This is a genomic window from Pseudomonas sp. SDO5591_S426, from assembly GCF_054070755.1.
In genome coordinates this window covers 1-21885 of sequence record NZ_JBSVXD010000066.1, presented here as the reverse complement: position 1 = coordinate 21885, position 21885 = coordinate 1, and the positions used below count along the sequence as shown (strand labels likewise).

At 60.5% G+C, this 21885-nt stretch carries 24 protein-coding genes; 10 read left to right on the top strand and 14 right to left on the bottom strand.

Going from position 1 to position 21885, the window contains the following annotated elements; genetic code table 11:
- Positions 1 to 146 precede the first annotated feature (146 nt).
- Positions 147 to 1181 carry an arginine N-succinyltransferase gene (gene astA / locus ACW9JC_RS15175; protein WP_457455770.1) on the bottom strand — a complete coding sequence of 345 codons (1035 nt, stop codon included), beginning with the start codon at positions 1179 to 1181 and terminating at the stop codon, positions 147 to 149.
- A gap of 61 nt (positions 1182 to 1242) precedes the next feature.
- A complete protein-coding gene (locus ACW9JC_RS15170; protein ID WP_457455768.1) occupies positions 1243 to 2259 on the bottom strand; it encodes an arginine N-succinyltransferase in 1017 nt (338 codons plus the stop codon).
- Positions 2260 to 2791: 532 nt separating this feature from the next.
- Here ACW9JC_RS15170 and ACW9JC_RS15165 point away from each other — a divergent pair.
- The gene (locus tag ACW9JC_RS15165) at positions 2792 to 3364 is read left to right on the top strand and encodes a histidine phosphatase family protein (RefSeq protein WP_457455766.1); all 573 of its coding nucleotides are present in this window, start codon (positions 2792 to 2794) and stop codon (positions 3362 to 3364) included.
- Positions 3364 to 4119 carry a precorrin-6A synthase (deacetylating) gene (gene cobF, locus ACW9JC_RS15160; protein WP_457455764.1) on the top strand — a complete coding sequence of 252 codons (756 nt, stop codon included), beginning with the start codon at positions 3364 to 3366 and terminating at the stop codon, positions 4117 to 4119. The genes ACW9JC_RS15165 and cobF overlap by 1 nt, the downstream gene beginning before the upstream one ends.
- Positions 4120 to 4127: 8 nt before the next feature.
- Here cobF and ftrA read toward each other — a convergent pair whose 3' ends face one another.
- Positions 4128 to 5102 (bottom strand): transcriptional regulator FtrA, encoded by a 975-nt coding sequence (gene ftrA / locus ACW9JC_RS15155; RefSeq protein WP_457455762.1) that lies wholly within the window; start codon positions 5100 to 5102, stop codon positions 4128 to 4130.
- A gap of 101 nt (positions 5103 to 5203) precedes the next feature.
- On the opposite strand from ftrA, the gene ACW9JC_RS15150 reads away from it, so the two are divergent.
- Positions 5204 to 5638 carry a rhodanese-like domain-containing protein gene (locus ACW9JC_RS15150; protein WP_448108393.1) on the top strand — a complete coding sequence of 145 codons (435 nt, stop codon included), beginning with the start codon at positions 5204 to 5206 and terminating at the stop codon, positions 5636 to 5638.
- A gap of 94 nt (positions 5639 to 5732) precedes the next feature.
- Here the strand turns inward: ACW9JC_RS15150 and ACW9JC_RS15145 are convergent, their stop codons facing one another.
- The gene (locus ACW9JC_RS15145; protein ID WP_457455760.1) at positions 5733 to 6365 is read right to left on the bottom strand and encodes a type 1 glutamine amidotransferase; all 633 of its coding nucleotides are present in this window, start codon (positions 6363 to 6365) and stop codon (positions 5733 to 5735) included.
- A gap of 319 nt (positions 6366 to 6684) precedes the next feature.
- Here ACW9JC_RS15145 and ACW9JC_RS15140 point away from each other — a divergent pair, with 319 nt between their 5' ends.
- The 3 genes from ACW9JC_RS15140 (at position 6685) to ACW9JC_RS15130 (ending at position 9579) form a co-directional block, all read left to right on the top strand.
- Positions 6685 to 7464, top strand: coding sequence for an ABC transporter substrate-binding protein (locus ACW9JC_RS15140; RefSeq protein WP_457455758.1), 780 nt, complete (start codon positions 6685 to 6687; stop codon positions 7462 to 7464).
- Positions 7465 to 7566: 102 nt separating this feature from the next.
- A complete protein-coding gene (locus tag ACW9JC_RS15135) occupies positions 7567 to 8679 on the top strand; it encodes a succinylglutamate desuccinylase/aspartoacylase family protein (RefSeq protein WP_457455756.1) in 1113 nt (370 codons plus the stop codon).
- 183 nt (positions 8680 to 8862) lie between these two features.
- Complete coding sequence (locus ACW9JC_RS15130) at positions 8863 to 9579, top strand: alpha/beta hydrolase (protein WP_457455754.1); 717 nt, start codon at positions 8863 to 8865, stop codon at positions 9577 to 9579.
- A gap of 3 nt (positions 9580 to 9582) precedes the next feature.
- Here the strand turns inward: ACW9JC_RS15130 and ACW9JC_RS15125 are convergent, their stop codons facing one another.
- The 5 genes from ACW9JC_RS15125 to ACW9JC_RS15105 form a co-directional block, all read right to left on the bottom strand.
- A complete protein-coding gene (locus ACW9JC_RS15125; protein ID WP_416129705.1) occupies positions 9583 to 10155 on the bottom strand; it encodes a DcrB/PsbP domain-containing protein in 573 nt (190 codons plus the stop codon).
- Positions 10156 to 10263: 108 nt separating this feature from the next.
- Positions 10264 to 10590: a putative quinol monooxygenase gene (locus ACW9JC_RS15120; RefSeq protein WP_457455751.1), complete on the bottom strand. Its 327-nt coding sequence runs from the start codon at positions 10588 to 10590 to the stop codon at positions 10264 to 10266.
- Between the two features lie 28 nt (positions 10591 to 10618).
- Positions 10619 to 11293 carry a glutathione S-transferase family protein gene (locus ACW9JC_RS15115; protein WP_457455749.1) on the bottom strand — a complete coding sequence of 225 codons (675 nt, stop codon included), beginning with the start codon at positions 11291 to 11293 and terminating at the stop codon, positions 10619 to 10621.
- Between the two features lie 81 nt (positions 11294 to 11374).
- Entirely contained in the window at positions 11375 to 12292 is a 918-nt protein-coding gene (gene yddG, locus ACW9JC_RS15110) for an aromatic amino acid exporter YddG (RefSeq protein ID WP_457455747.1), read from the bottom strand.
- A 56-nt stretch (positions 12293 to 12348) separates the two neighbouring features.
- Positions 12349 to 13146: a hypothetical protein gene (locus ACW9JC_RS15105; protein ID WP_448108383.1), complete on the bottom strand. Its 798-nt coding sequence runs from the start codon at positions 13144 to 13146 to the stop codon at positions 12349 to 12351.
- Positions 13147 to 13325: 179 nt separating this feature from the next.
- Here ACW9JC_RS15105 and ACW9JC_RS15100 point away from each other — a divergent pair, with 179 nt between their 5' ends.
- Positions 13326 to 14645 (top strand): Nramp family divalent metal transporter, encoded by a 1320-nt coding sequence (locus tag ACW9JC_RS15100; protein WP_457455744.1) that lies wholly within the window; start codon positions 13326 to 13328, stop codon positions 14643 to 14645.
- A 79-nt stretch (positions 14646 to 14724) separates the two neighbouring features.
- Here the strand turns inward: ACW9JC_RS15100 and ACW9JC_RS15095 are convergent, their stop codons facing one another.
- The gene (locus ACW9JC_RS15095) at positions 14725 to 15627 is read right to left on the bottom strand and encodes a LysR family transcriptional regulator (RefSeq protein ID WP_457455742.1); all 903 of its coding nucleotides are present in this window, start codon (positions 15625 to 15627) and stop codon (positions 14725 to 14727) included.
- Between the two features lie 112 nt (positions 15628 to 15739).
- Between ACW9JC_RS15095 and ACW9JC_RS15090 the strand changes: the two genes are divergently transcribed.
- Together ACW9JC_RS15090 and ACW9JC_RS15085 are read left to right on the top strand one after the other, a co-directional pair.
- Positions 15740 to 16489, top strand: a complete 750-nt coding sequence (locus ACW9JC_RS15090) for an SDR family NAD(P)-dependent oxidoreductase (protein WP_457455740.1) — start codon at positions 15740 to 15742, stop codon at positions 16487 to 16489.
- Between the two features lie 24 nt (positions 16490 to 16513).
- A complete protein-coding gene (locus ACW9JC_RS15085; protein ID WP_248693566.1) occupies positions 16514 to 17116 on the top strand; it encodes an NADPH-dependent F420 reductase in 603 nt (200 codons plus the stop codon).
- 98 nt (positions 17117 to 17214) lie between these two features.
- On the opposite strand, the gene ACW9JC_RS15080 is transcribed toward ACW9JC_RS15085, so the two are convergent.
- From ACW9JC_RS15080 to ACW9JC_RS15070, 3 genes are read right to left on the bottom strand one after another with little or no spacing between them, the layout of a single operon-like run.
- A complete protein-coding gene (locus ACW9JC_RS15080) occupies positions 17215 to 18396 on the bottom strand; it encodes an acetyl-CoA C-acetyltransferase (RefSeq protein ID WP_448108378.1) in 1182 nt (393 codons plus the stop codon).
- 11 nt (positions 18397 to 18407) lie between these two features.
- The gene (locus ACW9JC_RS15075; RefSeq protein ID WP_054051104.1) at positions 18408 to 19073 is read right to left on the bottom strand and encodes a CoA transferase subunit B; all 666 of its coding nucleotides are present in this window, start codon (positions 19071 to 19073) and stop codon (positions 18408 to 18410) included.
- Between the two features lie 24 nt (positions 19074 to 19097).
- Complete coding sequence (locus ACW9JC_RS15070) at positions 19098 to 19796, bottom strand: CoA transferase subunit A (RefSeq protein WP_338581660.1); 699 nt, start codon at positions 19794 to 19796, stop codon at positions 19098 to 19100.
- A 236-nt stretch (positions 19797 to 20032) separates the two neighbouring features.
- On the opposite strand from ACW9JC_RS15070, the gene ACW9JC_RS15065 reads away from it, so the two are divergent.
- The gene (locus ACW9JC_RS15065; protein WP_457455737.1) at positions 20033 to 20935 is read left to right on the top strand and encodes a LysR substrate-binding domain-containing protein; all 903 of its coding nucleotides are present in this window, start codon (positions 20033 to 20035) and stop codon (positions 20933 to 20935) included.
- A gap of 42 nt (positions 20936 to 20977) precedes the next feature.
- On the opposite strand, the gene ACW9JC_RS15060 is transcribed toward ACW9JC_RS15065, so the two are convergent.
- Positions 20978 to 21820 (bottom strand): NAD-dependent protein deacetylase, encoded by an 843-nt coding sequence (locus tag ACW9JC_RS15060; protein WP_457455735.1) that lies wholly within the window; start codon positions 21818 to 21820, stop codon positions 20978 to 20980.
- Between the last annotated feature and the right edge of the window lie 65 nt (positions 21821 to 21885).

Here is a 21885-nt window from a genome sequence, read left to right as displayed (position 1 = left end):
ATGGAAATGGAAGGGCTTGAGCAAAAGTGTCAACGCCGAAAGTGTAAAAGGCTATCACGTAGGGAGGTGGAGAATGATGACGAATTTAGCGCTATTTCTGCCTTTTGATCGTGGGGATACTGTGTGCTGCATTCTGACGTGAATGGTCAGGCCGCTACGGCGTGCTGTTGTTGGTTGAGCAGCGGCACGGCCCGAACAGAATCACCCGGCTGCAACTGCAAGCGTTTGGCCGTGAGGCGATCGACGATCAGGCTGCGACCCGACTGTCGGGCCGGAACTGCGGTGATACGGCAGTTTTCCAGGCGGCGGTTGTAGACCAGCCATGTCGGCGCCTGGTCGTCCGGGGTGCCAATGGCCAATTCCAGCAGTTGACTGTCGCGCACCGTGCGGATGCCTGCGGTAGGTGCCTCGATGACCGGACCCGCATCGAAGATGTCGATGTAGCCCTTGTGCGCAAAACCCTCGGCGGCAAGGATTTTCAAGGCTGGCTCGCTGTTCGGATGAGGCTTGCCGATGACGGCCTGGGCCTGTTCGGTGAGCAGGCAAGTGTAAATCGGTTGGCGTGGCATCAGTTCGGCGATGAACGACTTGTTGCCCAGCCCCGACAAATGATCGGCATGGCTGAAATCCATCTTGAAAAAATGCCGACCCACACTGTCCCAGAAGGGCGAACAGCCCTGCTCATCGGCACTGCCGCGCAGTTCGGCGATGAGCTTTTCGCCAAACAGGTGCGGGAACTCCGCTACAAACAACAAGCGACTCAGGGATAGCAATCGGCCGTGATTGCCCAGACGTTGATCGGGGTGCAGAAACAATGAGCAGAGTTCCGATTGACCGGTCATTTCGTTGTTCAGGAACAGGGTCGGAATGTGTCGCTGGATACCCAGATCCGCTGATGAACTGACCGTCAGCCCGACCCGGTAGTTGTACCAGGGTTCGCGCAGGCCAACGGCTCCCGTCAGGGCACTGACGCCGATCACTTGCTGATCGTCGTCCTCAAGGACGAACAGGTAATCGGCATCGGCCCGTTCGACCTGTTCGGCGAATGTTCTCTTGGCCCAGCGCAGACGGTGGGCGAGGCGGTTTTCGTCAGCCGACAGGCTAGTCAGCGCGCGGCCTGCCTGTTGCACCAGCGTGAGCAAGGCAGGCAGGTCAGTGACCTGAACCGGGCGGACAATCATGCAGCAACTCCTTTTGCGTGCCTGCTCAGGCGTTGTGATCGGGCACGGGCCCACGAGGTGCTCACAGTGCGATCAGCCGGACAGGGCTGCCGTTGCTCACCCTCAGCGCAGCACACATCCCGGCGTCCAGGGTCACCGATTGCCCGGCAACATCGTCCAGATCAGCAACGATAGCGCGGAAATTTTCCAGCGAATCGTTGCTCACCAGGTATCGGCCGCGGGCATCGATGGTTGAGCCGGGCTTTGCCGACGCCGTGTGGCTTTGCGCGATGGAACGGATCCCGGCGGTGCGTGCATACAGCGTCGGGCCGCCATCGAACAGGTCTACATAACTGTTGGTTTCGAACCCCTCGCGCTCGAGGATATCGAAGGCTTCCTGGCCATCGGGGTGGATGCGGCCGATGCAGTCCTGCGCGGCCTGGGACAGCATCGGCACGTAAATCGGGTATTGCGGCATCAGTTCGGCGAGAAAGGTCCGGCTTTCCAGGCCGCAAAGCCGTTCGGCCTCGACGTAGGGCAGGTCGAAGAAATGCTTGCCCACGGCGTCCCAGAATGGCGAGTGGCCTTCGTCGCTGCTGTAGCCGACGATCTCGGTAATCACCGCATCGGAAAACCGCCGGACATGGGCCGCGATGAACAGCAGCCTGGCCCGTGACAACAGTTCGGAAAACGCTGTGCCCTCCAGCGCGGCATCGATGTGAAAGCCCCGCAGCAAGGTGTGGCCGCTGAGGTCATGACACAACGACAGCGCGGGTACGCCATGCTCGATATTGAGTTCCCGCGAGGCACTGTTGAAGTGGCGGTTGCGCAGGCTGTAAAACGGTTCGCTGAAGCCGGCGGTGGCGAGTATTTCCGAGCACCCCGCCAGTTTTTGAGTCGTCGAGTCCTCCAGCACAAAGAAGTAATTTTCCGGGCCGGGGCTCTGCACGTCTTGTTCGAACGACGTGCAGGAGTCGAGAATCTTGTCGCGCAGGCGTTCGCTGTCGTCCGGCAAGGACGTAACGCCCACCAGGCTTTCGCGAGCCAGTCGCTGCAATTGGGGCAGGTCGGTTAACTGCACTGGACGCAAGACCAGCATGGATGCACTCCTGTATCAAAGGGCTCGGCAACGGGTGCCGGGCCTGACTATCACTGTCGGTTTCCACACTATAAAACGGCGGTCGACCTGTCAGGCGCCGCTCTTTTTTTGTCATTCGTTACTTGTTGGGACGGCCACACGCGATGCCCGGCGCGATCCGTGATATCCGGACGGGGTCATCAAAATGCATACGGCTTTGCGTGCGAATCACCGGGGTCGGTGATCGGGTCTTGGCATGAAGGCATCCGGGCTCCTGCTGGATGGTGGGGGTCATAATCCGTTGAAAGGAGTATTTAGTTAAGGCGTACAACATGTCTAGTTAATTTTCGTGCGGTGTTCAACACCCGCCCAAGGGGCGAAACAGGGCTACGGGCAATTCGACTGGGCTTGTAGGTTATTGCCTAAAGAGTGGTCGGATGTAGCTGTACTTGTTGGATGAAATGCCTCGGCGAATCAGGGCGCTTACGGCACAATTGCGCGATGACTGGCGCCGCGACGCCGTTTTTCCTTTCTATCGACAGAGTGATCCTTCGTGCAGGCGACCCGTTTGACCTTGATGTGCCACGCTCGAACCGTCGCACAGAAACTGGCGCGTTTTCCTACGGATGAGCCATTGGAGATGGATTGGCAATCAGCAAGGGGCGCGCGCAGTTCTCAATTCAAGCATCCGCCGAAATTGCTGTGCGGTCCGGAGCTGCGGGCCCGGCAAACCGCCGAATTGTTCGGTAGCAGCGCGGAAGTTGTCGCGGCGCTCAGGGACTGCGATTTCGGCCGATGGAGCGGGGTTCGCATCAACGATCTGCAAAAAGCCGAACCTGAATTACTCCAATCCTGGCTTGCCGACCCGAATTCAGCGCCCCACGGTGGCGAGTCAGCGGCGCAAGTCACTGAGCGGGTGAGCGCCTGGATCGCGACACTGGAGGCTGCACCCGGTCATGTCGTGGCCGTAACCCATCCGTTCATCATCCGCGCCGCGCTCACCACGGTGTTGCGAAGTTCGGCGTTCAACCTGATTGATGTTGAACCGTTGTCGGCCATCGAACTGAGGTTCAATGGATACTGGAGGCTACGCTTGCCGGGCACTGACCCTGAAGGAACGCTTTGATGAAAAAACTCCTGATTATCGGCATCGGCGCCGGCAACCCCGATTACATCACCATGCAGGCAGTGAAGGCGCTGAATCGGGTCGACGTGTTTTTCCTCATGGACAAGGGCCAGAGCAAAGACAAGCTGATCGACCTGCGCCGGGAGATTTGCGAGCGCTACATCACCGATCGCGATTACCGCTTTGTCGAAGCCTTGAGCCCGGAACGCGAGCGGGGCGATGTGGACTACACGTCCAGTGTCGACGATCTGAACCTGGCCAAGCAGCGGACCTTTGAACGGCTGATCAACGAGGAAATGTCCGACGAGCAATGCGGCGGTTTCCTGGTGTGGGGTGATCCGGCGTTGTACGACAGCACAATCCGCATCTTGCAGGCGATTCTGGCCTCAGGCGCGTGTGCGTTCGAGTTCGAGGTGATTCCCGGCATCACCAGCGTCCAGGCGCTGACAGCGCAGCACAAAGTGCCGCTCAATCAGATTGGCCGCTCGGTTGAAATCACCACCGGACGGCGTCTGGCGGCGGGGCAGGTCAGCAATGCGGACAGCTTGGTGGTGATGTTGGATGCGCAGGATGCCTACCATCAGGTGGCGGATCAGGACACCGAGATTTACTGGGGCGCTTACCTCGGGACGCCGGATGAAATCCTGATCAGCGGCAAGCTCAAAGATGTGGCAGATGAGATCGAGCGAGTGCGCAAGGCGGCGCGGTTGGCCAATGGCTGGATCATGGACACCTATCTGCTGCGCAAGCCCTGAACAACACCTCAGGACATGGCCTTGACCTTGCGCCCGAACCGTTCCCGATACACCGACGGTGGCACGCCGACCACGCTGCGAAACGCCACGCGGAAGCTTTCCACCGAGCGATAACCGCAGCGCTGGGCGATCTGCTCGGTGCCTTGATCGGTGCTTTCCAGCAGTTCGCGGGCGCGGCCCAGGCGTTCGTGTTGCAGCCAGGTCTTGGGCGACTGACCGCTGGCTTCACTGAAACGGCGCAGGAAGGTGCGCTCGCTCATGGCCGCTTCGCTGGCCAGGTCGCGCACTTCCAGCGGTTCATGCAGACGTTCACGTGCCCACTGCATGACGCGGGAAAGATCGCTGCGCGGTGTAGGACTGACCGGTGTCGGAATGAATTGCGCCTGGCCACCGGTGCGTTGCGGAGACATCACCAGTCGCCGCGCTACGGCATTGGATACCTGCGTACCGAAATCCCGTGTGACCAGATGCAGGCAGGCATCGATGCCCGCAGCGCTGCCGGCCGAGGTGATCAACTGACCCGAATCGACATACAGCACATCCGGGTCCACCAGGATGTTCGGAAAACGTCCGGCCAGTTCCGTGGTGTAGCGCCAGTGCGTCGTGGCGCCATGACCATCGAGCAATCCGGTGGCAGCCAGCACGAAAACCCCTGAACAGATCGACAATAACCGCGCGCCTCGGGCATGGGCCTGACGCAGGGCTGCAAGCAACGCTTCGGGCACCGCCGCGTTGCGGTCACGCCAACCGGGAATGATGATGGTCCGGGCGTGTTCGAGCAGTTCCAGGCCGCCATCGGCCAAGACCTGGATGCCGCCCATCGCGCGCATTGGTCCTTGATCGACCGCGACAATCTGATGCTCGTACCACGGGAAATCGAACTCCGGTCGCGGCAGGCCAAAGATCTCCACGGCGATGCCGAACTCGAAGGTACAGAGGCCGTCGTAGGCCAGAATTGCGACCAATCCAGGGGCTGATTGCATTTGGCGGAAAGTTCCCGGTGAGTGTCCTGTGCGCCACTGTAGCCGCAAGTGGCAGGCGGATAAAGTCTGTTCACACCCACTGACGCTCTGGAGAACTGCCCATGACCAGCCTTGTTCGCGAAATTCCTGCCGCACCATCGGCCATCGCCCTGATGCATTTCAGCAACCGTCTTACATTCGAAACCGATTGCTCCGACGTCCACGGCAGTCAACAGGCCGGCCTCATTGATTTTGTTCTGGTTGATGTCCGCGGCCCGCTGGCATTCGAACGTGGCCATGTACCGGGTGCGATCAATATTCCGGGGCGCTTGCTCACTGCCGAAGGTTTGGCGGCCTACCCGAAAACCAGCCTGTTCGTGGTTTATTGCGCGGGGCCGCACTGCAACGGCGCCAACAAGGCTGCGGTGAAACTGGCGGCGCTGGGCTACCCGGTCAAGGAGATGATTGGCGGCGTGACCGGGTGGCTGGATGAAGGGTTTGAGTTGAGTGTCGCGGCGCAACGGCCGGTGAAAGCCGTGATCGGTTGCGAGTGTTGATGTAACCGAAAAGATCGCAGCCTGCGGCAGCTCCTACATTGAAATGCGTCCTCCTGTAAGAGCTGCCGCAGGCTGCGATCTTTTGATCTGGCTTTTAAATTTTCACCCACCACTGATCCAGCGTCGCCTGCAACCAGTCAAAAACGCTGGCGTAGGCGGCGCTGTCCTGCGTCCCCCGAGGCAGCGGCGACTCATCGGCGAAGTGCTGGTTGAGCAGGGCCACCGATTCGGCATTCCATTCCGGGTGAAACTGCAAGCCAACCCGCGTCGGTCCCACGCAATACATCTGCTGCTCACACTGCTCGCTGCTGGCCAGCAGTTGCGCATTCGGCGGCAGGTCGATGGCGTCTTCGTGCCATTCCAGCACCTTCAGGCTCTGGCCATCGACGAAGTTCACCTGCGTCCAGCCAGTTTCCGTGCGCGCCATGCGCCGCACATTTCCACCCAGGCTCAAGGCCAACAATTGCGCCCCCAGGCAGATGGCGAACACTGCAGCGCCTTGTTCGAGGCTGCCGGCCAGCCATTGGCGTTCGGCCTCCAGCCATGCCGGCCCGGCGTTGGATTCATACGGCCCACCCAACAGAATCGCCGGTGCCGCGCTCACCGCCGGCAACTCACCGAGGTCGGCGCGAAAGACGTTCAGCTTCACTCCACGGGAAGCGGCCCACGCGGCAATGGCGCCCGGACCCTCGGCAGGGTGGTGCTGGATCAGGTTCAACTCGGACATCGTGCTTCTCTTGAACGGGCGGGGTGGGTGGTCAATGTGCCGCAAAAAAGAGCTCATCGCCAGCATGACTGTTCAGTCGGAATGCTCCCAAAATCTTGTAGGTTTTTTCCGGAAACGATAATTGTCTGACAGGCTTTGCACCGCTCTGGCGCAAGCTTCTACGGCAATCATCGACTCGGCCAATTTCTGTAAGTATTTGTCGCCTATAAACAATTTGCCCCGCACCAGCCACTCTAGACTGCCGGCCTCTTCGGTCCTTACCTGCCACAAGCAACGACCGAAAGCTGCCAATAAAAACCTCCGCACACAGGAGTTATAAATGAAGAAGCTAGTGATGTTCGGTGCCCTGGCACTGTCGATGTTGTCCCTGACCGCCGTGGCCGAAGACGCCAAGCCGATCCGCATCGGTATCGAAGCCGGTTACCCGCCATTCTCGATGAAAACCCCTGACGGCAAACTCACCGGTTTCGACGTTGATATCGGCGACGCGCTGTGCGAGCAGATGAAAGTGAAATGTACTTGGGTCGAGCAAGAATTCGACGGCCTGATCCCGGCGCTGAAGGTCAAGAAAATCGACGCCATCCTGTCGTCCATGACCATCACTGACGATCGCAAGAAGAACGTCGATTTCACCATCAAGTACTACCACACCCCGGCGCGCTTCGTGATGAAGGCAGGCACCGACATCAAAGACCCGCTGATCGAACTCAAAGGCAAGAAGGTCGGTGTACTGCGCGCGAGTACCCACGACCGCTTCGCCACCGAAGTACTGGTGCCGGCCGGTATTGAGCTGGTGCGTTACGGCTCCCAGCAGGAAGCCAACCTGGACATGGTTTCCGGTCGCATCGACGCGCTGCTGGCCGACTCGGTCAACCTGGACGACGGTTTCCTGAAGACCGACGCCGGTAAAGGCTTCGCTTTCGTCGGCCCGACCTATGAAGACGCCAAGTACTTCGGCGGCGGCGCCGGTATTGCTGTGCGCAAGGGTGATAAAGAGCTGGCGGACAAATTCAACACCGCCATCACTGAAATCCGCGCCAATGGCAAGTACAAGCAAGTGCAGGACAAGTACTTCGACTTTGACGTTTACGGTCATTAATACGCCGTAGAAAAAAGTGGCCCCGTTGACGCGGAGGCCACTTTTTTTATGCTTTCATTTCATGAAATGAGAAACCTGTAGCCCTGATTCTGGAGTTCTCCCATGCAACGCATCGACCACCCTCTGCCCTGGAGTCACCTCGGCTCCGAACGCACCCTCAGTGTGTTCCGTTATGGCGCGGGCACCCGCAAGGTTTACATCCAGGCCAGTCTGCATGCCGACGAATTGCCGGGTATGCGCACGGCGTGGGAACTGAAGAAGCGTCTGTCCGATCTCGAAATTCAGGGACAGTTGAACGGTGTGATCGAGCTTGTGCCGGTGGCCAACCCGATCGGTCTCGACCAGCACTTGCAAGGCAGTCACATGGGCCGCTTCGAACTGGGCAGCGGCAAGAATTTCAACCGCGCGTTTGTCGAACTCAGTGCACCGGTGGCGCAGTTGGTGGGTGATCGTCTGGGCAGCGATGCCGAGGCGAACATCACGCTGATCCGCCAAACCATGGGCCAGGTTCTCGACGGTTTGCCGGCCCCGGCATCACAACTCGAAGCCATGCATCGCCTGTTGTTGCGCCATGCCTGTGACGCTGACATCACCCTCGATCTGCATTGCGATTTCGAAGCGGCGATTCACATTTACGCACTGCCGCAACACTGGCCACAGTGGCAATCCCTGGCGGCGCGTTTGCAGGCTGGCGTGGCGTTGTTGTGTGAGGATTCCGGCGGCAGCTCTTTTGACGAATCCTGTTCTTCGCCGTGGTTGCGTCTGGCCAGGGCGTTCCCCGAGGCCGCCATTCCACCGGCCAACCTGGCAACCACTCTGGAGCTGGGCAGCATGGGCGACACCCGGGTCGATCAAGCACAAGCCAATTGCGAGGCGATTCTGGGCTTTCTCGCTGAGCAGGGTTTCATCAAGGGCACTTGGCCGGCAGCGCCGGATGAGTGCTGTGAAGGCATGCCGTTCGAAGGCACCGAATACCTGTTCGCGCCGCATCACGGTGTCGTCAGTTTCCTGCGCGAAGCCGGGGAGTGGGTGGAGAAGGGCGATGCGCTGTTTGAGGTGGTCGACCCGTTGAATGACAAGGTCACCACCGTACGTGCCGGGACCAGCGGCGTACTTTTTGCGATTGATCGCGGGCGTTATACGCAGCCGGGGACCTGGCAGGCGAAAGTGGCGGGGCGGGAACCGATTCGGGTTGGGAAGTTGATCAACGATTGAGCTGAATATTCTTTGGGCCGCATAGGGCCTCATCGCCAGCAAGCTGTGCTCCTACGGAACAACGCCAAACCTGTAGGAGCACAGCTTGCTGGCGATAGCGGTAGTTGGCACAGCGAAAATACCTCGGTCTGCTTCACAGTGTTAGGCTCTTCCCCGAATCCTGCGCATTGTGAAGGAAGGCTTATGTTGAAATTTCTGGCTCTGTTCATGCTGCTGGCATCCGCCGCTGTCCACGCTCAAACCCCGCTGCAAACCGACCTGCCGCTCAAGTACGTGGAGCAGGCACCCTCCGATTCCCACGATCAGCCCTTGGTGATTTTCCTCCACGGTTACGGCAGTAACGAGCAGGATCTGTTCGGCATCAAGGATGAATTGCCCGCGCAATACACGTACCTGTCGGTGCGGGCGCCGATGGTGATGCAGGAGGGAAGTTACCAGTGGTTTCGCAAGAAAGGCGAAGGTGCCTACAACGGTGAGACCGATGATCTGAAGTCCAGCGGCCAGATGCTGCTGGATTTTGTCGCACAGGCAACAAAGAAATATCACACTGAGCCGGGCAAGGTTTTCCTGGTGGGGTTCAGCCAGGGCGCGATCATGTCTTACGAAGTCGCGCTGCGCCATCCTGAAGCGGTGGGCGGGATCGCCGCGTTGAGCGGGCGGATTTTGCCGGTGCTCAAGGCCGAACTGAAACCGGATGAAAAACGCCAGTCGCTGGCGATTTTCATCGGTCATGGCACGGCGGACAAACGTCTGCCGTACAGCGATGGCACCGAAGCGAACAGCCTGTTGCAGAGCATTTCACTCGAACCCGAGTTCCACGCCTATCAGGGTGTTGGCCACAACATCAGTGCCGAAGAGATGCAGGATTTGAGCGCCTGGTTGCAGCGCCTCAATCCCTGAGATTTATTTGCCGCTGACGATCTGCTTGATCAGCGTCTCGTGGGCGGCCATGTCGCCGGGGCGGGAAATGACCTGAATGACCGTCATGTGGCTGCCGGACGCGGCCATCAGCGTGGTGTTGAGGGTCATGCCGCCGCCCTGGGTGGCGGTGCTGTCGACCTGGCGTACGCCCAACCCGGTGCTTTTCAGGGTCAGGCTTTTTTCGCTGAGCTTGTTGTAGTCGGGCAGGGCCTTGCGTTGTGCCGCGTCGAAGTCGGCGACGGTGCCATCCAGAAATGCTCCGTCGTTGTCCTTGACCGTGGTGCCTTCCGGCAGACTGTTTTGCGCGGCGATGACCACTGTCTTGGTGGTCTCGTTGGCGTACATGGTGCCGCTTGCGCCGGTGGGACTGGTCGGCAGCGGATTGGCGACGAAGCCCTTGGGCAGGGTGAACGTGAACTTGCCGTCGAGCATCGAAACCTTCTGTGCAGATGCGGTCTCCTTGGCCGTGGCCTTGGCGGCCTGCGCATTCAGAGCCCCGAAAGTGGCCGCCGCCGCCAGCAACAGGACAACGGCTTTTTTACTCAACAATGACATTCGAAATCTCCAGGGATGGTCGCGCGGTGGGGGGCGATCATCCCATGGAGGTTGTGACGTGTTCCAGCGTTGGGTAACGGACGGTCGTTGTCCGTTGCCGAGCCAGCCTCAATCTTCGCGACGCACCGGATAACTCTCGATCACATCCAGAAACTCGATTCGGCGTGCGCTCGCCAACAACTCCGGCAGCAGTTTTTCGTACTCCTGGCGATACGGCTTGCTCAGGTGACGAGCGATGAAGTCTTCCTTGCTGCAGTTCCAGGTTTCGTAGAGCACCAAGGTGTTCGGTTCGTCCTGGAGTTGATGCACCCAGGTGTTGACGAAGTCCCGCTCGGCCGACATCTGGTGCACGACGTCCAGCAGCCGTTCTTTGGTTTCGGCAAAACGTTCGGGTTTGGCCGGCAGGTAAACGATAAACGCGACTTGATCACTCATTTCATCACCTTCCTGTATTGGGAGCGGCTTACTGAGCCTGGTTTTGCGGGAACAGGTTGCGGCGGGTTTCTTCGTCGAACTCGGCCTTGAGTACCAGCTTCTCTTTCAGACCCTGAGCGCGTTGGGCAGCCGGGCGGGCGCTGATTTCGTCGTACAGGCGCTTGACGTTCGGATAGGCCGCCAGACCGTTTTCACCGAGGATGTACGGCGCGTAGTTGGCCCAGCCCCAGAGGGCCATGTCGGCGATGCTGTAGGTGTCGCCGGCCAGGTACTGATGCTCGGCCAGGCGTTGATCGAGTACGCGGTAATGGCGTTCGACTTCCTTGAAGTAGCGGTTTTTCGCGTATGGCAGGTCTTCCGGCGCGTGGTGCATGAAGTGTACGGCCTGGCCGGAGAACGGCGAGAGGCCGGTGGCGATGAACATCAGCCAGGACAGCAATTCGGCATTGCCGGCAGCGCTGGTGGGCAGGAAACGCTGATGTTTTTGCGCCAGGTGCAGCAGGATCGCCTGGGAATCGAAGACCGTGGCGTCGCCATCGACCAGCGCCGGGACCTTGGCGTTAGGGTTGATCGCCAGGAAGGCTGGCAGGTGTTGTTCACCTTTGAAGGTGTCGACGCCGATCAGCTCGTAAGGCGTTTGCAGTTCTTCAAGCAGCAGGGCGACTTTCATCGGGTTCGGCGAAGGGTGGAAAAAGAATTTCATGATGTAGGCCTCAGTCGTAGTGGTTTGAACTGAGGCTGATGGTGGGCGAAACCTGTTCGATTGACGTACGGAGTTGTTGGGCTACTCGTGCGAAACCATCGAAGGTGTTGTAGGGGATTTAACCGACGGCTGCGCGGTGGCGATCACCGCGCCGGCAATAATCAGCAGCGCAGGAATCATCAGGATCGGGCTGGCATGGCTGCGGCCGACGACGATCAACAATACGGTGGAAATCAGCGGAGCCAGGTAGGACAGCGCGCCCAGCGTGGCCAGGCTGCCGTGTTTGGTGGCGTGGTCCCAGGCGAAAAACGCCAGTCCCGCCGGGCCGAGGCCCAGAATGACGATCGCTGTCCATTGCCTGAAATCGGGCCACACTGTGGTTTCGAACGCCAGATGGCAGACCAGCCCGCCCAGGGCCGACATGCCGCAAATGCCGCCGATGATGCTGCTCGGTACTTCCTTGAACCGCCGGTTGAACACCGAGTACCCGGCCCAGATCAGCGCACATCCGAGCGCCGCCAAGTACCCGGCCACCGGCATCACGGCGGAGGTATGGGTATCGCGTTGTTGCATGATTAAAGCGGTGCCGGCCAGGCCCAGAATTGCACCGAGGACTTGGCGCTTGTGCAGTTTTTCTCCGGCGGCGAAGGCCGAGAGCAGCACCAGCAGAAGGGGCCACAGGTAGTTAATCAGGCTGGCTTCGGCTGCCGGCGCAGACTTGAGCGCGAAAAAATACAGCGCGTGATAAACGAAAATTCCGACAAACCCTGTCGCCCAGACGGGCCAGGGTTGGCGCCAACTGCTGAAACCGCTGAGCCCGCGTCGACCCAGAATTATCAAGGTCGCGATAAACGCAACGCCGAAGCTCAGGGTCAGCAGTTCAAACGGTGGAATGCCTTCGGTGAGGGTGGTCAGCAACGCCAGGCAGGACCAGAGGAAGATTGCGATCACGCCGACCGCGGTGGCGGAGCGGGCACTACGGACGCTGGACGTGGCCATGTCTGTTCCTTCAGGCGTTGAACGGGCGACTTCCTTGCCCGATGACCTGTTGCAGCTTAGCGCTTGATCGCGGTTCGTCCAGCGTCCGCCGGAACCTGGCCGACGGGCCGCGCCAGCAGGCGTTTGGTCACGCCCAGCATTGCCACCGACACCGCCACGCCGAGAGCAAACGCACTCATCCCCATACTCGGCAATGTCAGCGCCAGGACCAGGCAGAATGCCGAGAACGAATACATGCCGGTGGCCGTCGCCCGCAGCAGGGCAGCGGTAAACGCCGGGCCACGGGTTTGCTGGGAGAACACCGCCATCACGCTGCCCAACACCGGGAACACTGCGAGCAACCCGCTCCAGCGATCGCCGACGGTGCTGGCCAGCAGAGTGACAGCCAGCGTCAGCAGGGCGCCGGCGACCATGCGCAGCAGCAGTTTGTCGGACTTCGGTTTTGGACCGGAAACGATGGGTTGCACCGAAGGGAACAGGTAAGGCGCGGCCAACAGGGCAGTCGCGGCGGCGATCACCGAAAACACCAGTGACGGTGGGATCAACGACAGCACCACGGCGATCACGGCCCACACCAACAGGGAAATCGTCAGCGCCAGTGGCCATCCGGTGCGTTGGGCGACCTGCGCGTAAGTCACGCAGAAAGCGATCATCGCGAACATGGCCGACAGCGCCGCCTGGGCCGATTGAGCGGCGAACAGCTCGCCCTGTTCGATGGCGAGGAAAAACAGAATCGGCCCGACCACCACCGGCAACCCCGACAACCAACCGGCCACGCTTGGCCCCCAACGTTTACCAGCCAGGGAAATCAGCAGCAGGAATCCGGGAATCACCAGCAATTTGAGCATCAGCACGCGTACATCTCCAACCTGTGTCAGGTGGCAACGTTAGCACTGCGAGAGATGGATTGCTGCACCGATTGATGTTTTTTGTATACAAAGTGCCGATCGGCCCCATGTGCCCGCAGTTCCCCCTTGGGCGTGCGAGGCGAAACGTCTAAGCTGCGCCTTCCCACCTGTTGATGGATCATCGCGTGAAATTCAGTTTGCCCAAAGTCGGCACTGCGCCGTTCTGTCCGCCGGAAGTGGCGGGTACCGTTGCTGTCGACCCGAGCGCGTCATTTTTCAAACGGGTCCTGCGTTTTGCCGGTCCCGGTTTGCTGGTGTCCATTGGCTACATGGACCCTGGCAACTGGGCGACCGCCATCGAGGCCGGGTCGCGGTTTGGCTACAGCCTGTTGTTCGTGGTGCTGTTGGCGAGTCTGGCGGGGATGGTGGTGCAATGCCTGTGTTCGCGGTTGGGCATCGCGACCGGACGCGATCTGGCGCAGTTGTGCCGGCAGCGCTACAGCAAACGGACAGCCCGCACGCAGTGGGTGCTGGCGGAAATTTCGATCATTGCCACTGACCTGGCCGAAGTGCTCGGCTGTGCCCTGGCATTCCATTTGTTGCTGGGCTGTTCGCTGACCTTCGGCATCGCCCTCACGGCGTTCGACACCTTGCTGGTGTTGGCCCTGCAAAACCGTGGTTTCAGGCGTCTGGAAGCGATCATGCTGGTGCTGGTTTGCACCATCGGCGCGTGTTTTTTCGTCGAGTTGCTGCTGATCAAACCGTACTGGCCTGAAGTCGCCCAAGGTTTCAAGCCATCGCTGTCGGCCCTGAGTGATGCGGCGCCGCTGTACCTCGCCATCGGCATTCTCGGCGCCACCGTGATGCCACATAACCTGTACCTGCACACCTCGATCGTACAAACGCGGTTGATCGGCAAGGACGTCGCCAGCAAGCAGGACGCGGTGAAGCTGGCGCGCATCGACACCATCGGCTCCCTGGCTTTAGCGCTGTTGGTCAACGCCGCGATCCTGATCCTCGCCGCCGCGGCGTTTCACAAGACCGGGCACACCGAAGTGGTCGACATTCAAGACGCCTATCACCTGCTCGATCCGTTGGTGGGCGGGGCGTTGGCCAGTGTGTTGTTCGGCGTGGCGCTGCTGGCGTCGGGGCAGAGTTCGACTTTCACCGGCACGATTGCCGGCCAGGTGATCATGGAGGGTTTCCTCAACCTGCGCCTGCCGTGCTGGCAACGGCGTTTGATCACCCGTGGCCTGGCACTGATCCCGGCGTTCATTGGCGTGTGGCTGATGGGCGACGATGCGATCGGCAAGTTGCTGGTGTTGAGTCAGGTGGTGTTGAGTTTGCAGTTGCCGTTCGCGCTATATCCGTTGATACGCATGACCAACGATCAAAAACTCATGGGGCCGTTTGTGAACCGTTTGCCGACACGGGTGTTGGCGTGGGGGCTGTTTGCGGTGATCAGTGGGGCGAATAGCTGGTTGATCTTGCAGCTTTTTGGGTGACTGGTCGGGCGCCATCGCGAGCAGGCTCGCTCCTACAGTTGACCGCGTTCCACTGTGCGAGCTTGCTCGCGATGAACGATTACGCGGTCTGTGTTTGAAACGCCTTAACCACAAAATCGATAAACACCCGGGTCTTGGCTGGCATCAGCGTCCGGCTCGGGTAGTACAGCGAAATAGCCCCCGCATCGGCCTGCCAATCCGGTAACAGGCGCACCAGTTCACCGCGCTGAATATTCGGCTGCACATCGGACAGCACCAGCAACGTCACCCCCAACCCCAACACCGCTGCCTCGCGCATGGCGGCGGGATCATTCAAAACGATGCTTTCGTTCATGCTCGCCGGCACCTCATTGCCTGCACCATCACGCATGAGCCATTGCCGAATTCGCCCGGTGCGGCTGCCGCGCATCACGATGCCGATGTGCCGGGCCAGGTCTGCGGGGCTGGCGGGCAGGGTGCGCAGCGCCAGATAGGCCGGTGAAGCAACCGCCACCACTTCAGCGGGTGCCAGGGTTCGTGAGATGACCCCGGGCGTCAGTTCGAAACCGCCGCCAATGGCGGCGTCATAACCCTCGGCGATCAAATCCACGGCGCGATTTTCGAAGTGCCATTCCGGGCGGATCAGCGGGTAGCGCGCCAGGAACGCCGGCAGCAGCGGCAGGATATGGCCGATGCCGAAGGTCGGCGCCAGGCTGACCTTGAGCACACCTGCCGGCTCACCCTGATCGGTAGTGACCGCGTTGATCGCTGTTTGCAGCGCTTCCAGATTGCCACCGATGTTGGCCAGGAAGCTTTCACCGGCCTCGGTCAGGGATAGCTTGCGGGTCGAACGCTGGAACAGGCGCACGCCGATGTTGCGTTCCAGTATCGCCACGTTGCGGCTGACGGCAGCGGGGGTCAGCGCGAGCAAGCGGGCGGCTGCGGAAAAGCTCCCGGTTTCGGCGCTGCGCACAAAGGATTCGAGGTTGGCGAGGGTTTCCATGGCAACACACCTGCTACTGATGCTTGAAAATCATTCAAGGCATTACCGGCTAATCACGCGCTAATGGCAAGCGCAGTATTCACTCCATCCCCAACCCACGGAGTGAAATTCCATGACGAACCGACTTCCACTTGAAGGCAAAACCGCACTGGTCACCGGCGGCTCCCGCTCCATCGGCGCAGCGATTGCCAAGCGTCTGGCCGCCGATGGGGCCAATATTGTGCTGACCTTCAGTGCGTCCCCGGGCAAAGCCTTTGAGGTGGTCCAGGCCATTGAAACCGCGGGCGGCCGTGCCCTGGCGATTGCCGCCGATGCCGGTGATCCGGCCGCCGTGCGTGCAGCCGTCACCCGCACCGTCGAGGCGTTCGGCAGCCTGGATATTTTGGTCAACAACGCCGGCATCGCCCTCGGCGGGCCGATCCAGAACATCAGTTTCGAAGACTATCAGCGCATGATCGCGGTCAACGTGACCGGGGTGTTTGTCGCTACCCAGGAAGCGGCGCGGATCATGAAGACGGGCGGTCGAATCATCCACATCGGTTCGTCGATGACCCATTACGCGGCGTTTCCCACCGCATCGCTGTACACCTTGACCAAGGGCGCTATCGCCGGATTCAACCGCAGCCTCGCCCGTGATCTCGGTCCGCTGGGCATCACCGTCAATACCGTTCACCCCGGCCCGACCGACACCGACATGAACCCGGACGGCGGCCCGGTCAGCGAAATCGTCGGCCCGGGCATCGCCATTGGCCGCTATGGCAAACCGGAAGACATCGCCAGCGTCGTGGCTTTCCTGGCCAGCCCGGAAGCGGCGTTCGTCACCGCCGCGGACATCATTGCCGATGGCGGTTTCACCGCCTGATCACCTTCCTGAGAGGACAAAACCATGAGCAGAATTGGAATTATTGGTGCCGGTGCAATCGGTGCAGCCTTCGCCCGGTCACTGTCGCGTCAAGGCATTGAAGTGGTCATCGCCAACAGTCGCGGGCCAGAAACACTGGCTTCATTGGTGGCTGAACTCGGGCCAACTGCTCGTGCCGGCACTCGCGAAGAAGCCGCCGCTCAGCCCATCGTGCTGGTTGCGGTGAACTGGTCGAAACTGCCGATGGCACTGGCCGGTCTGCCGGATTTCGCCGGACGGATCGTGATCGATGCGAACAACCCGATCGAGGCTCCGTTGTTCAAGGCCGTGGATTTGCAGGGCCGTGTGTCCAGCGAAGTCTTTGCCGAATGGGTGCCGGGCGCGCGGGTGGTGAAGGCGTTCAATCATCTTCAGGCGCATCTGGTCGACGGCGACCCAGCGGCGGAAGGTGGTCGCAGAGTGCTGTTTTTCTCGGGCGATTCGGCACAGGCCAAGGTTGGAGTGGCGGCGCTGATCGAGCGTCTTGGCTTCTTCGGCGTCGACCTTGGCAGCTTGAGTGTCGGCGGGCGGCTGGTGCAGTTTCCGGGCGGACCGCTGCCAGCACTGAATCTGGTGAAATTTGCCTGAATGCCAGACAAAAAGAACCCGGTGCAACGTGAGTCGCACCGGGTGTTTTGCCAAATCGCGCGGTTATTCGTGGGTCCCCGCGCAATCTGTTGAACGCGTTACGCTCGTTCGAGCGCCAGGGCGACGCCTTGACCACCACCGATGCACAGGGTGGCGAGGCCTTTCTTGGCGTCACGCTTGATCATTTCATGCAGCAGGGTCACCAGCACGCGGCAACCCGAGGCACCGATCGGGTGACCGAGGGCGATAGCGCCGCCGTTGACGTTGACCTTGTTCAAGTCCCATTCCAGGTCCTTGGCCACGGCCAGCGATTGCGCGGCGAAAGCTTCGTTGGCTTCGATCAGGTCCAGTTGACCGATGTTCCAGCCAGCCTTGTCCAGGCAACGGCGAGTGGCCGACACCGGGCCGATGCCCATGATCGCCGGGTCGACGCCCGCGTTGGCGTAAGCGGCGATTTTTGCCAGTACCGGCAGGCCCAAAGCCTTGGCTTTTTCGGCGCTCATCAGGATCACGGCGGCGGCGCCGTCGTTCAGCGACGAAGCGTTACCGGCAGTCACCGAACCGTCCTTCTTGAAGGCGGCCTTGAGTTTGCCCAGGGATTCGGCGGTAGTGCCGGCCCGTGGCTGCTCGTCGGTGGCGAAGGACAGCGGATCGCCCTTGCGCTGCGGAATCAGGATCGGGGTGATTTCATCGACGAAGCGCCCGGCTTCGATTGCAGCCACAGCCTTCTGCTGCGAAGCGGCGGCGAATGCGTCCTGCTGCTCGCGGCTCAGGCTGTACTTCTCGGCCAGGTTCTCGGCGGTGATGCCCATGTGGTAATCGTTGAACGCATCCCACAGGCCATCGCTGATCATGGTGTCGACGATTTGCGCGTGACCCATGCGCAGGCCGGTACGGGCGCCGGGCATGACGTAATTGGACAGGCTCATGTTTTCCTGGCCACCGGCGATGATCACGTCAGCGTCGCCGCAACGAATCGCCTGAGCGCCCAGGTGCAGGGCCTTGAGGCCGGAGCCGCAGACCTTGTTCAGGGTCATCGCCGGCACAGCAAACGGCAGGCCGGCCTTGATCGAAGCCTGGCGCGCAGGGTTTTGCCCGGCGCCGGCGGTCAGCACCTGACCCATGATCACTTCATCGACTTCAGCCGGGTCGAGGCCGGTTTGTGCCAGCAACTGACGGATCACCGCAGCGCCCAGGTCGACGGCAGAAACATTGGCCAGGGAACCCTGGAAACTGCCGATCGCGGTGCGCGTGGCGGCAACAATGACGACTTCTTGCATGGAATGATTCCTCACTGGGCAGCGAACTGCATTTCCGGCACGTGGTCCGGCACGATCAGTTTACCGGCGGTCTTGGCGACAATCTCTTCAACGCTGACACCCGGTGCACGTTCTTTCAGGATGAACGCGCCGTTTTCGATTTCCAGGTAGGCCAGGTCGGTCAGTACGCGCTTGATGCAACCGGCGCCGGTCAGCGGCAGGCTGCATTTGGACAACAGCTTGGACTCACCGTCCTTGGAGGCGTGGGTCATGATGACGATGATGTTGTCGGCGCCAGCCACCAGGTCCATCGCACCGCCCATGCCCTTGACCAGTTTGCCGGGAATCATCCACGAGGCGATGTTGCCTTCGACGTCCACTTCGAACGCGCCCAGTACGGTCAGGTCGACATGGCCACCGCGGATCATCGCGAAGGATTCGGCCGAGGAGAAAATCGAAGCGCCGATACGCGCGGTCACGGTTTGCTTGCCGGCGTTGATCATGTCGGCGTCGATGGTTTCTTCGGTCGGGAAAGGACCCATGCCGAGCAGGCCGTTTTCCGATTGCAGCATGACTTCCATGCCTTCGGGGATGTAGTTGGCAACCAGGGTCGGGATGCCGATGCCCAGGTTCACGTAGAAGCCGTCCTGCATTTCGCGGGCGACTCGTTGAGCCATTTGTTCGCGGGAAAGTGCCATGTTTTTATTCTCCGTCAGCCTGAATTATTTGCGGATGGTGCGCTGTTCGATGCGTTTTTCGAACGTGCCGCAAATGACCCGATCGACGTAGATGCCTGGGGTGTGGATCTGCGCCGGGTCCAGCTCGCCGGGCTCGACGATTTCTTCGACTTCGACCACGGTGATCTTGCCGGCGGTGGCGGCCAGCGGGTTGAAGTTCTGGGCGGTGTGGCGATAGATCACGTTACCGAAATGGTCGGCTTTCCAGCCTTTGACGATGGCGAAGTCACCGGTGATGGATTCTTCCATCAGGTACTTGCGGCCATGGAATTCGCGTACTTCCTTGCCTTCGGCGACTGGAGTGCCGACGCCGGTGGCGGTGAAAAAGGCCGGAATGCCGGCGCCGCCTGCACGCATTTTTTCAGCGAGGGTGCCTTGCGGGGTCAGGGTGACTTCGATTTCGCCCTTGAGCAGTTGCTCTTCGAACAGCTTGTTTTCGCCGACGTAGGAGGCCACGACCTTGCTGATCTGGCGGTCGGTCAGCAGCACGCCGAGGCCGAAACCGTCGACGCCGCAGTTGTTGGAAACGACGGTGAGGTCGCGGGTGCCTTTGCGCTTGATCTCGGCGATCAGGTTTTCCGGGATGCCGCACAGGCCGAAGCCGCCAGCGATCACGGTCATGCCGTCTTCAAGACCTGCCAGAGCTTCCTCGTAGGAACTCACGCGCTTGTCGAAACCTGCCATATGCACCTCTTTTATTCTTTGTGGGCGGCTGGCTAGCCGTATGGGGTTGAGTGTCTCGCCGCAAGATTCATTTGTTAAGTTGATTTTTAATGTTGATTGATAGATAAAACTCAATAGTTCGTAGGAGCTGCCGAAGGCTGCGATCTTTTGACCTTGTTTTTGACAGAGCGGTAATCGTCGAAGATCAAAAGATCGCAGCCTTCGGCAGCTCCTACAATAGCCGGGAGAAACCGAGTATGACCGTCAAGCAGATCCGCGCCTTTCTGGCCGTGGCCCAGAGCCTGAGTTTTGCCGTGGCTTGCGAGCGCTTGCACCTGTCGCAATCGGCACTGAGCCTGACCATCAAAGCGCTGGAGGAGGGCCTGGGCGGGCGCCTCTTCACGCGCAATACGCGCAATGTGGCACTGACCGCCGAGGGCGAGTCCCTGGTGCCGCTGGCGCGTCGCCTGATTGCCGACTGGGACAACGCCGAGGACGAACTGCGTCAGCGCTTCACGCTCCAGCGCGGCCGCGTGACCCTGGCGGCCATGCCGTCGTTCGCCGGCAACCTGTTGCCGCCAATCCTCAAGACATTCCGCGCCCGGTATCCGAAAGTCAACGTCACGGTCAACGATGTGATCAACGAGCAAGTGCTGGAAATGGTCCGCGATCGCCAGGTGGAACTGGGCGTGGCGTTCGAACCGACCCAGAGTTCGTCGCTGCAATTCACGCCGCTGTACATCGACCGCTTCGTCGCCGTGGTGCCCCATGATTCGCCGCTGGTCGAGCTGGACGAAATCGACTGGCAGACCTTGCTCAAGGAGCCTTTCATCACCTTGCAGCGGCCGTCGACAGTGCGGGTGATGCTGGAAGAACACTTGCAGGCGCGGGGCATGAAGCTGCCGGTGGAGTTTGAGAGCCATCAACTGGCGACGGTCGGGCGGATGGTCGCCAGCGGGTTGGGGGTGAGTGCGGTGCCGGCGTTGTGTGCCGGGCAGATGCGCGAGCTGGGCGCGTGCTGCATTACCTTGCGCGATCCGGTGGTGGAGCGGGCGTTAGGCGTACTGACGTTGCCGGGCGGAGAGTTGTCGGCGGCGGCGCAGGCGTTGTTTGATGTGCTCAAAGAGGAAAATCTCGGCCAGCGAGTTTCCATGAGCTGATCACAGTTCCCATGTAGGAGCTGCCGCAGGGATTGGGTTTTGTCAGTTGTTCAGGCGTTGGGCCAATAACGGAAGCAGCTGCTCACACGACCCCTCAATCTTCAAATCCAGCATCTCATCCGCCCGGGTCTTGCCCAGGTTGATCGCAATCAGCGGTTTGCCCTGATCCACCACCGCGCGGCACAGACGAAACGCCGAATACGCCATCAACGAAGACCCGACCACCAGCAATCCGGCGGCATGTTCGACCGCTGCCATGGCTTTGGCTGCCGTGACCTGCGCGACGTTTTCACCGAAAAACACCACGTCCGGCTTCATCCGTTCCCCTGCGCAATGTGGGCAATGCGGCACCTGAAAGCGTGCTTCGAAAGCCGGGTCGAGCAGGGTGTCGCCGTCCGGGGCTTGCACTGCGTCCACGCCTGCCAGGTAAGGATTCTGGGTTTCCATCAGGTGCTGGATCGAATCGCGCTCGCTGCGCTTTCCGCAGTCCAGGCACAGCACCCGGTGCAGGCTGCCGTGCAGTTCAATGACGTCATGGCTGCCGGCCTGATCGTGCAGGGTGTCGACGTTCTGGGTGATAAGACCGCTGATCTGCCGGGTGCTTTGCAACCGCGCGAGTGTCTCGTGAGCCACATTCGGCTGGGCCTGACGCACCCGTGGCCAGCCGAGCATCGCCCGCGCCCAATAGCGCCGTCGGGATTCCGGGGCCGAGAGAAATTCCTGATACATCATCGGCTGCCGGCCACGCCGCACACCCTGGTTGTCGCGATAATCCGGAATGCCCGACGGCGTGCTGATACCGGCACCCGTCAGCACCGCGAACGGCTGATCCGCCATGAGTTGCTCGAGGCGATCGAGTTGTTGATGAATCAGGCTGTCGAGCATGTCGGGAAACCTGTAGGAGCGAGCTTGCTCGCGATGGTGTGTCAGCCGACATCAATGTAGCTGAT

What these genes read in the sequence shown, in the direction of transcription:
- astA (WP_457455770.1), bottom strand. Translation starts at nt 1,181, where the DNA reads ATGATTGTCCGCCCGGTTCAGGTCACTGACCTGCCTGCCTTGCTCACG.
- ACW9JC_RS15125 (WP_416129705.1), bottom strand. Translation starts at nt 10,155, where the DNA reads ATGTCATTGTTGAGTAAAAAAGCCGTTGTCCTGTTGCTGGCGGCGGCG.
- ACW9JC_RS15115 (WP_457455749.1), bottom strand. Translation starts at nt 11,293, where the DNA reads ATGAAATTCTTTTTCCACCCTTCGCCGAACCCGATGAAAGTCGCCCTG.
- ACW9JC_RS15075 (WP_054051104.1), bottom strand. Translation starts at nt 19,073, where the DNA reads ATGGCACTTTCCCGCGAACAAATGGCTCAACGAGTCGCCCGCGAAATG.
- yddG (WP_457455747.1), bottom strand. Translation starts at nt 12,292, where the DNA reads ATGGCCACGTCCAGCGTCCGTAGTGCCCGCTCCGCCACCGCGGTCGGC.
- ACW9JC_RS15140 (WP_457455758.1), top strand. Translation starts at nt 6,685, where the DNA reads ATGAAGAAGCTAGTGATGTTCGGTGCCCTGGCACTGTCGATGTTGTCC.
- ACW9JC_RS15085 (WP_248693566.1), top strand. Translation starts at nt 16,514, where the DNA reads ATGAGCAGAATTGGAATTATTGGTGCCGGTGCAATCGGTGCAGCCTTC.
- ftrA (WP_457455762.1), bottom strand. Translation starts at nt 5,102, where the DNA reads ATGCAATCAGCCCCTGGATTGGTCGCAATTCTGGCCTACGACGGCCTC.
- ACW9JC_RS15150 (WP_448108393.1), top strand. Translation starts at nt 5,204, where the DNA reads ATGACCAGCCTTGTTCGCGAAATTCCTGCCGCACCATCGGCCATCGCC.
- ACW9JC_RS15135 (WP_457455756.1), top strand. Translation starts at nt 7,567, where the DNA reads ATGCAACGCATCGACCACCCTCTGCCCTGGAGTCACCTCGGCTCCGAA.
- ACW9JC_RS15120 (WP_457455751.1), bottom strand. Translation starts at nt 10,590, where the DNA reads ATGAGTGATCAAGTCGCGTTTATCGTTTACCTGCCGGCCAAACCCGAA.
- ACW9JC_RS15130 (WP_457455754.1), top strand. Translation starts at nt 8,863, where the DNA reads ATGTTGAAATTTCTGGCTCTGTTCATGCTGCTGGCATCCGCCGCTGTC.
- cobF (WP_457455764.1), top strand. Translation starts at nt 3,364, where the DNA reads ATGAAAAAACTCCTGATTATCGGCATCGGCGCCGGCAACCCCGATTAC.
- ACW9JC_RS15095 (WP_457455742.1), bottom strand. Translation starts at nt 15,627, where the DNA reads ATGGAAACCCTCGCCAACCTCGAATCCTTTGTGCGCAGCGCCGAAACC.
- ACW9JC_RS15070 (WP_338581660.1), bottom strand. Translation starts at nt 19,796, where the DNA reads ATGGCAGGTTTCGACAAGCGCGTGAGTTCCTACGAGGAAGCTCTGGCA.
- ACW9JC_RS15060 (WP_457455735.1), bottom strand. Translation starts at nt 21,820, where the DNA reads ATGCTCGACAGCCTGATTCATCAACAACTCGATCGCCTCGAGCAACTC.
- ACW9JC_RS15065 (WP_457455737.1), top strand. Translation starts at nt 20,033, where the DNA reads ATGACCGTCAAGCAGATCCGCGCCTTTCTGGCCGTGGCCCAGAGCCTG.
- ACW9JC_RS15080 (WP_448108378.1), bottom strand. Translation starts at nt 18,396, where the DNA reads ATGCAAGAAGTCGTCATTGTTGCCGCCACGCGCACCGCGATCGGCAGT.
- ACW9JC_RS15090 (WP_457455740.1), top strand. Translation starts at nt 15,740, where the DNA reads ATGACGAACCGACTTCCACTTGAAGGCAAAACCGCACTGGTCACCGGC.
- ACW9JC_RS15170 (WP_457455768.1), bottom strand. Translation starts at nt 2,259, where the DNA reads ATGCTGGTCTTGCGTCCAGTGCAGTTAACCGACCTGCCCCAATTGCAG.
- ACW9JC_RS15145 (WP_457455760.1), bottom strand. Translation starts at nt 6,365, where the DNA reads ATGTCCGAGTTGAACCTGATCCAGCACCACCCTGCCGAGGGTCCGGGC.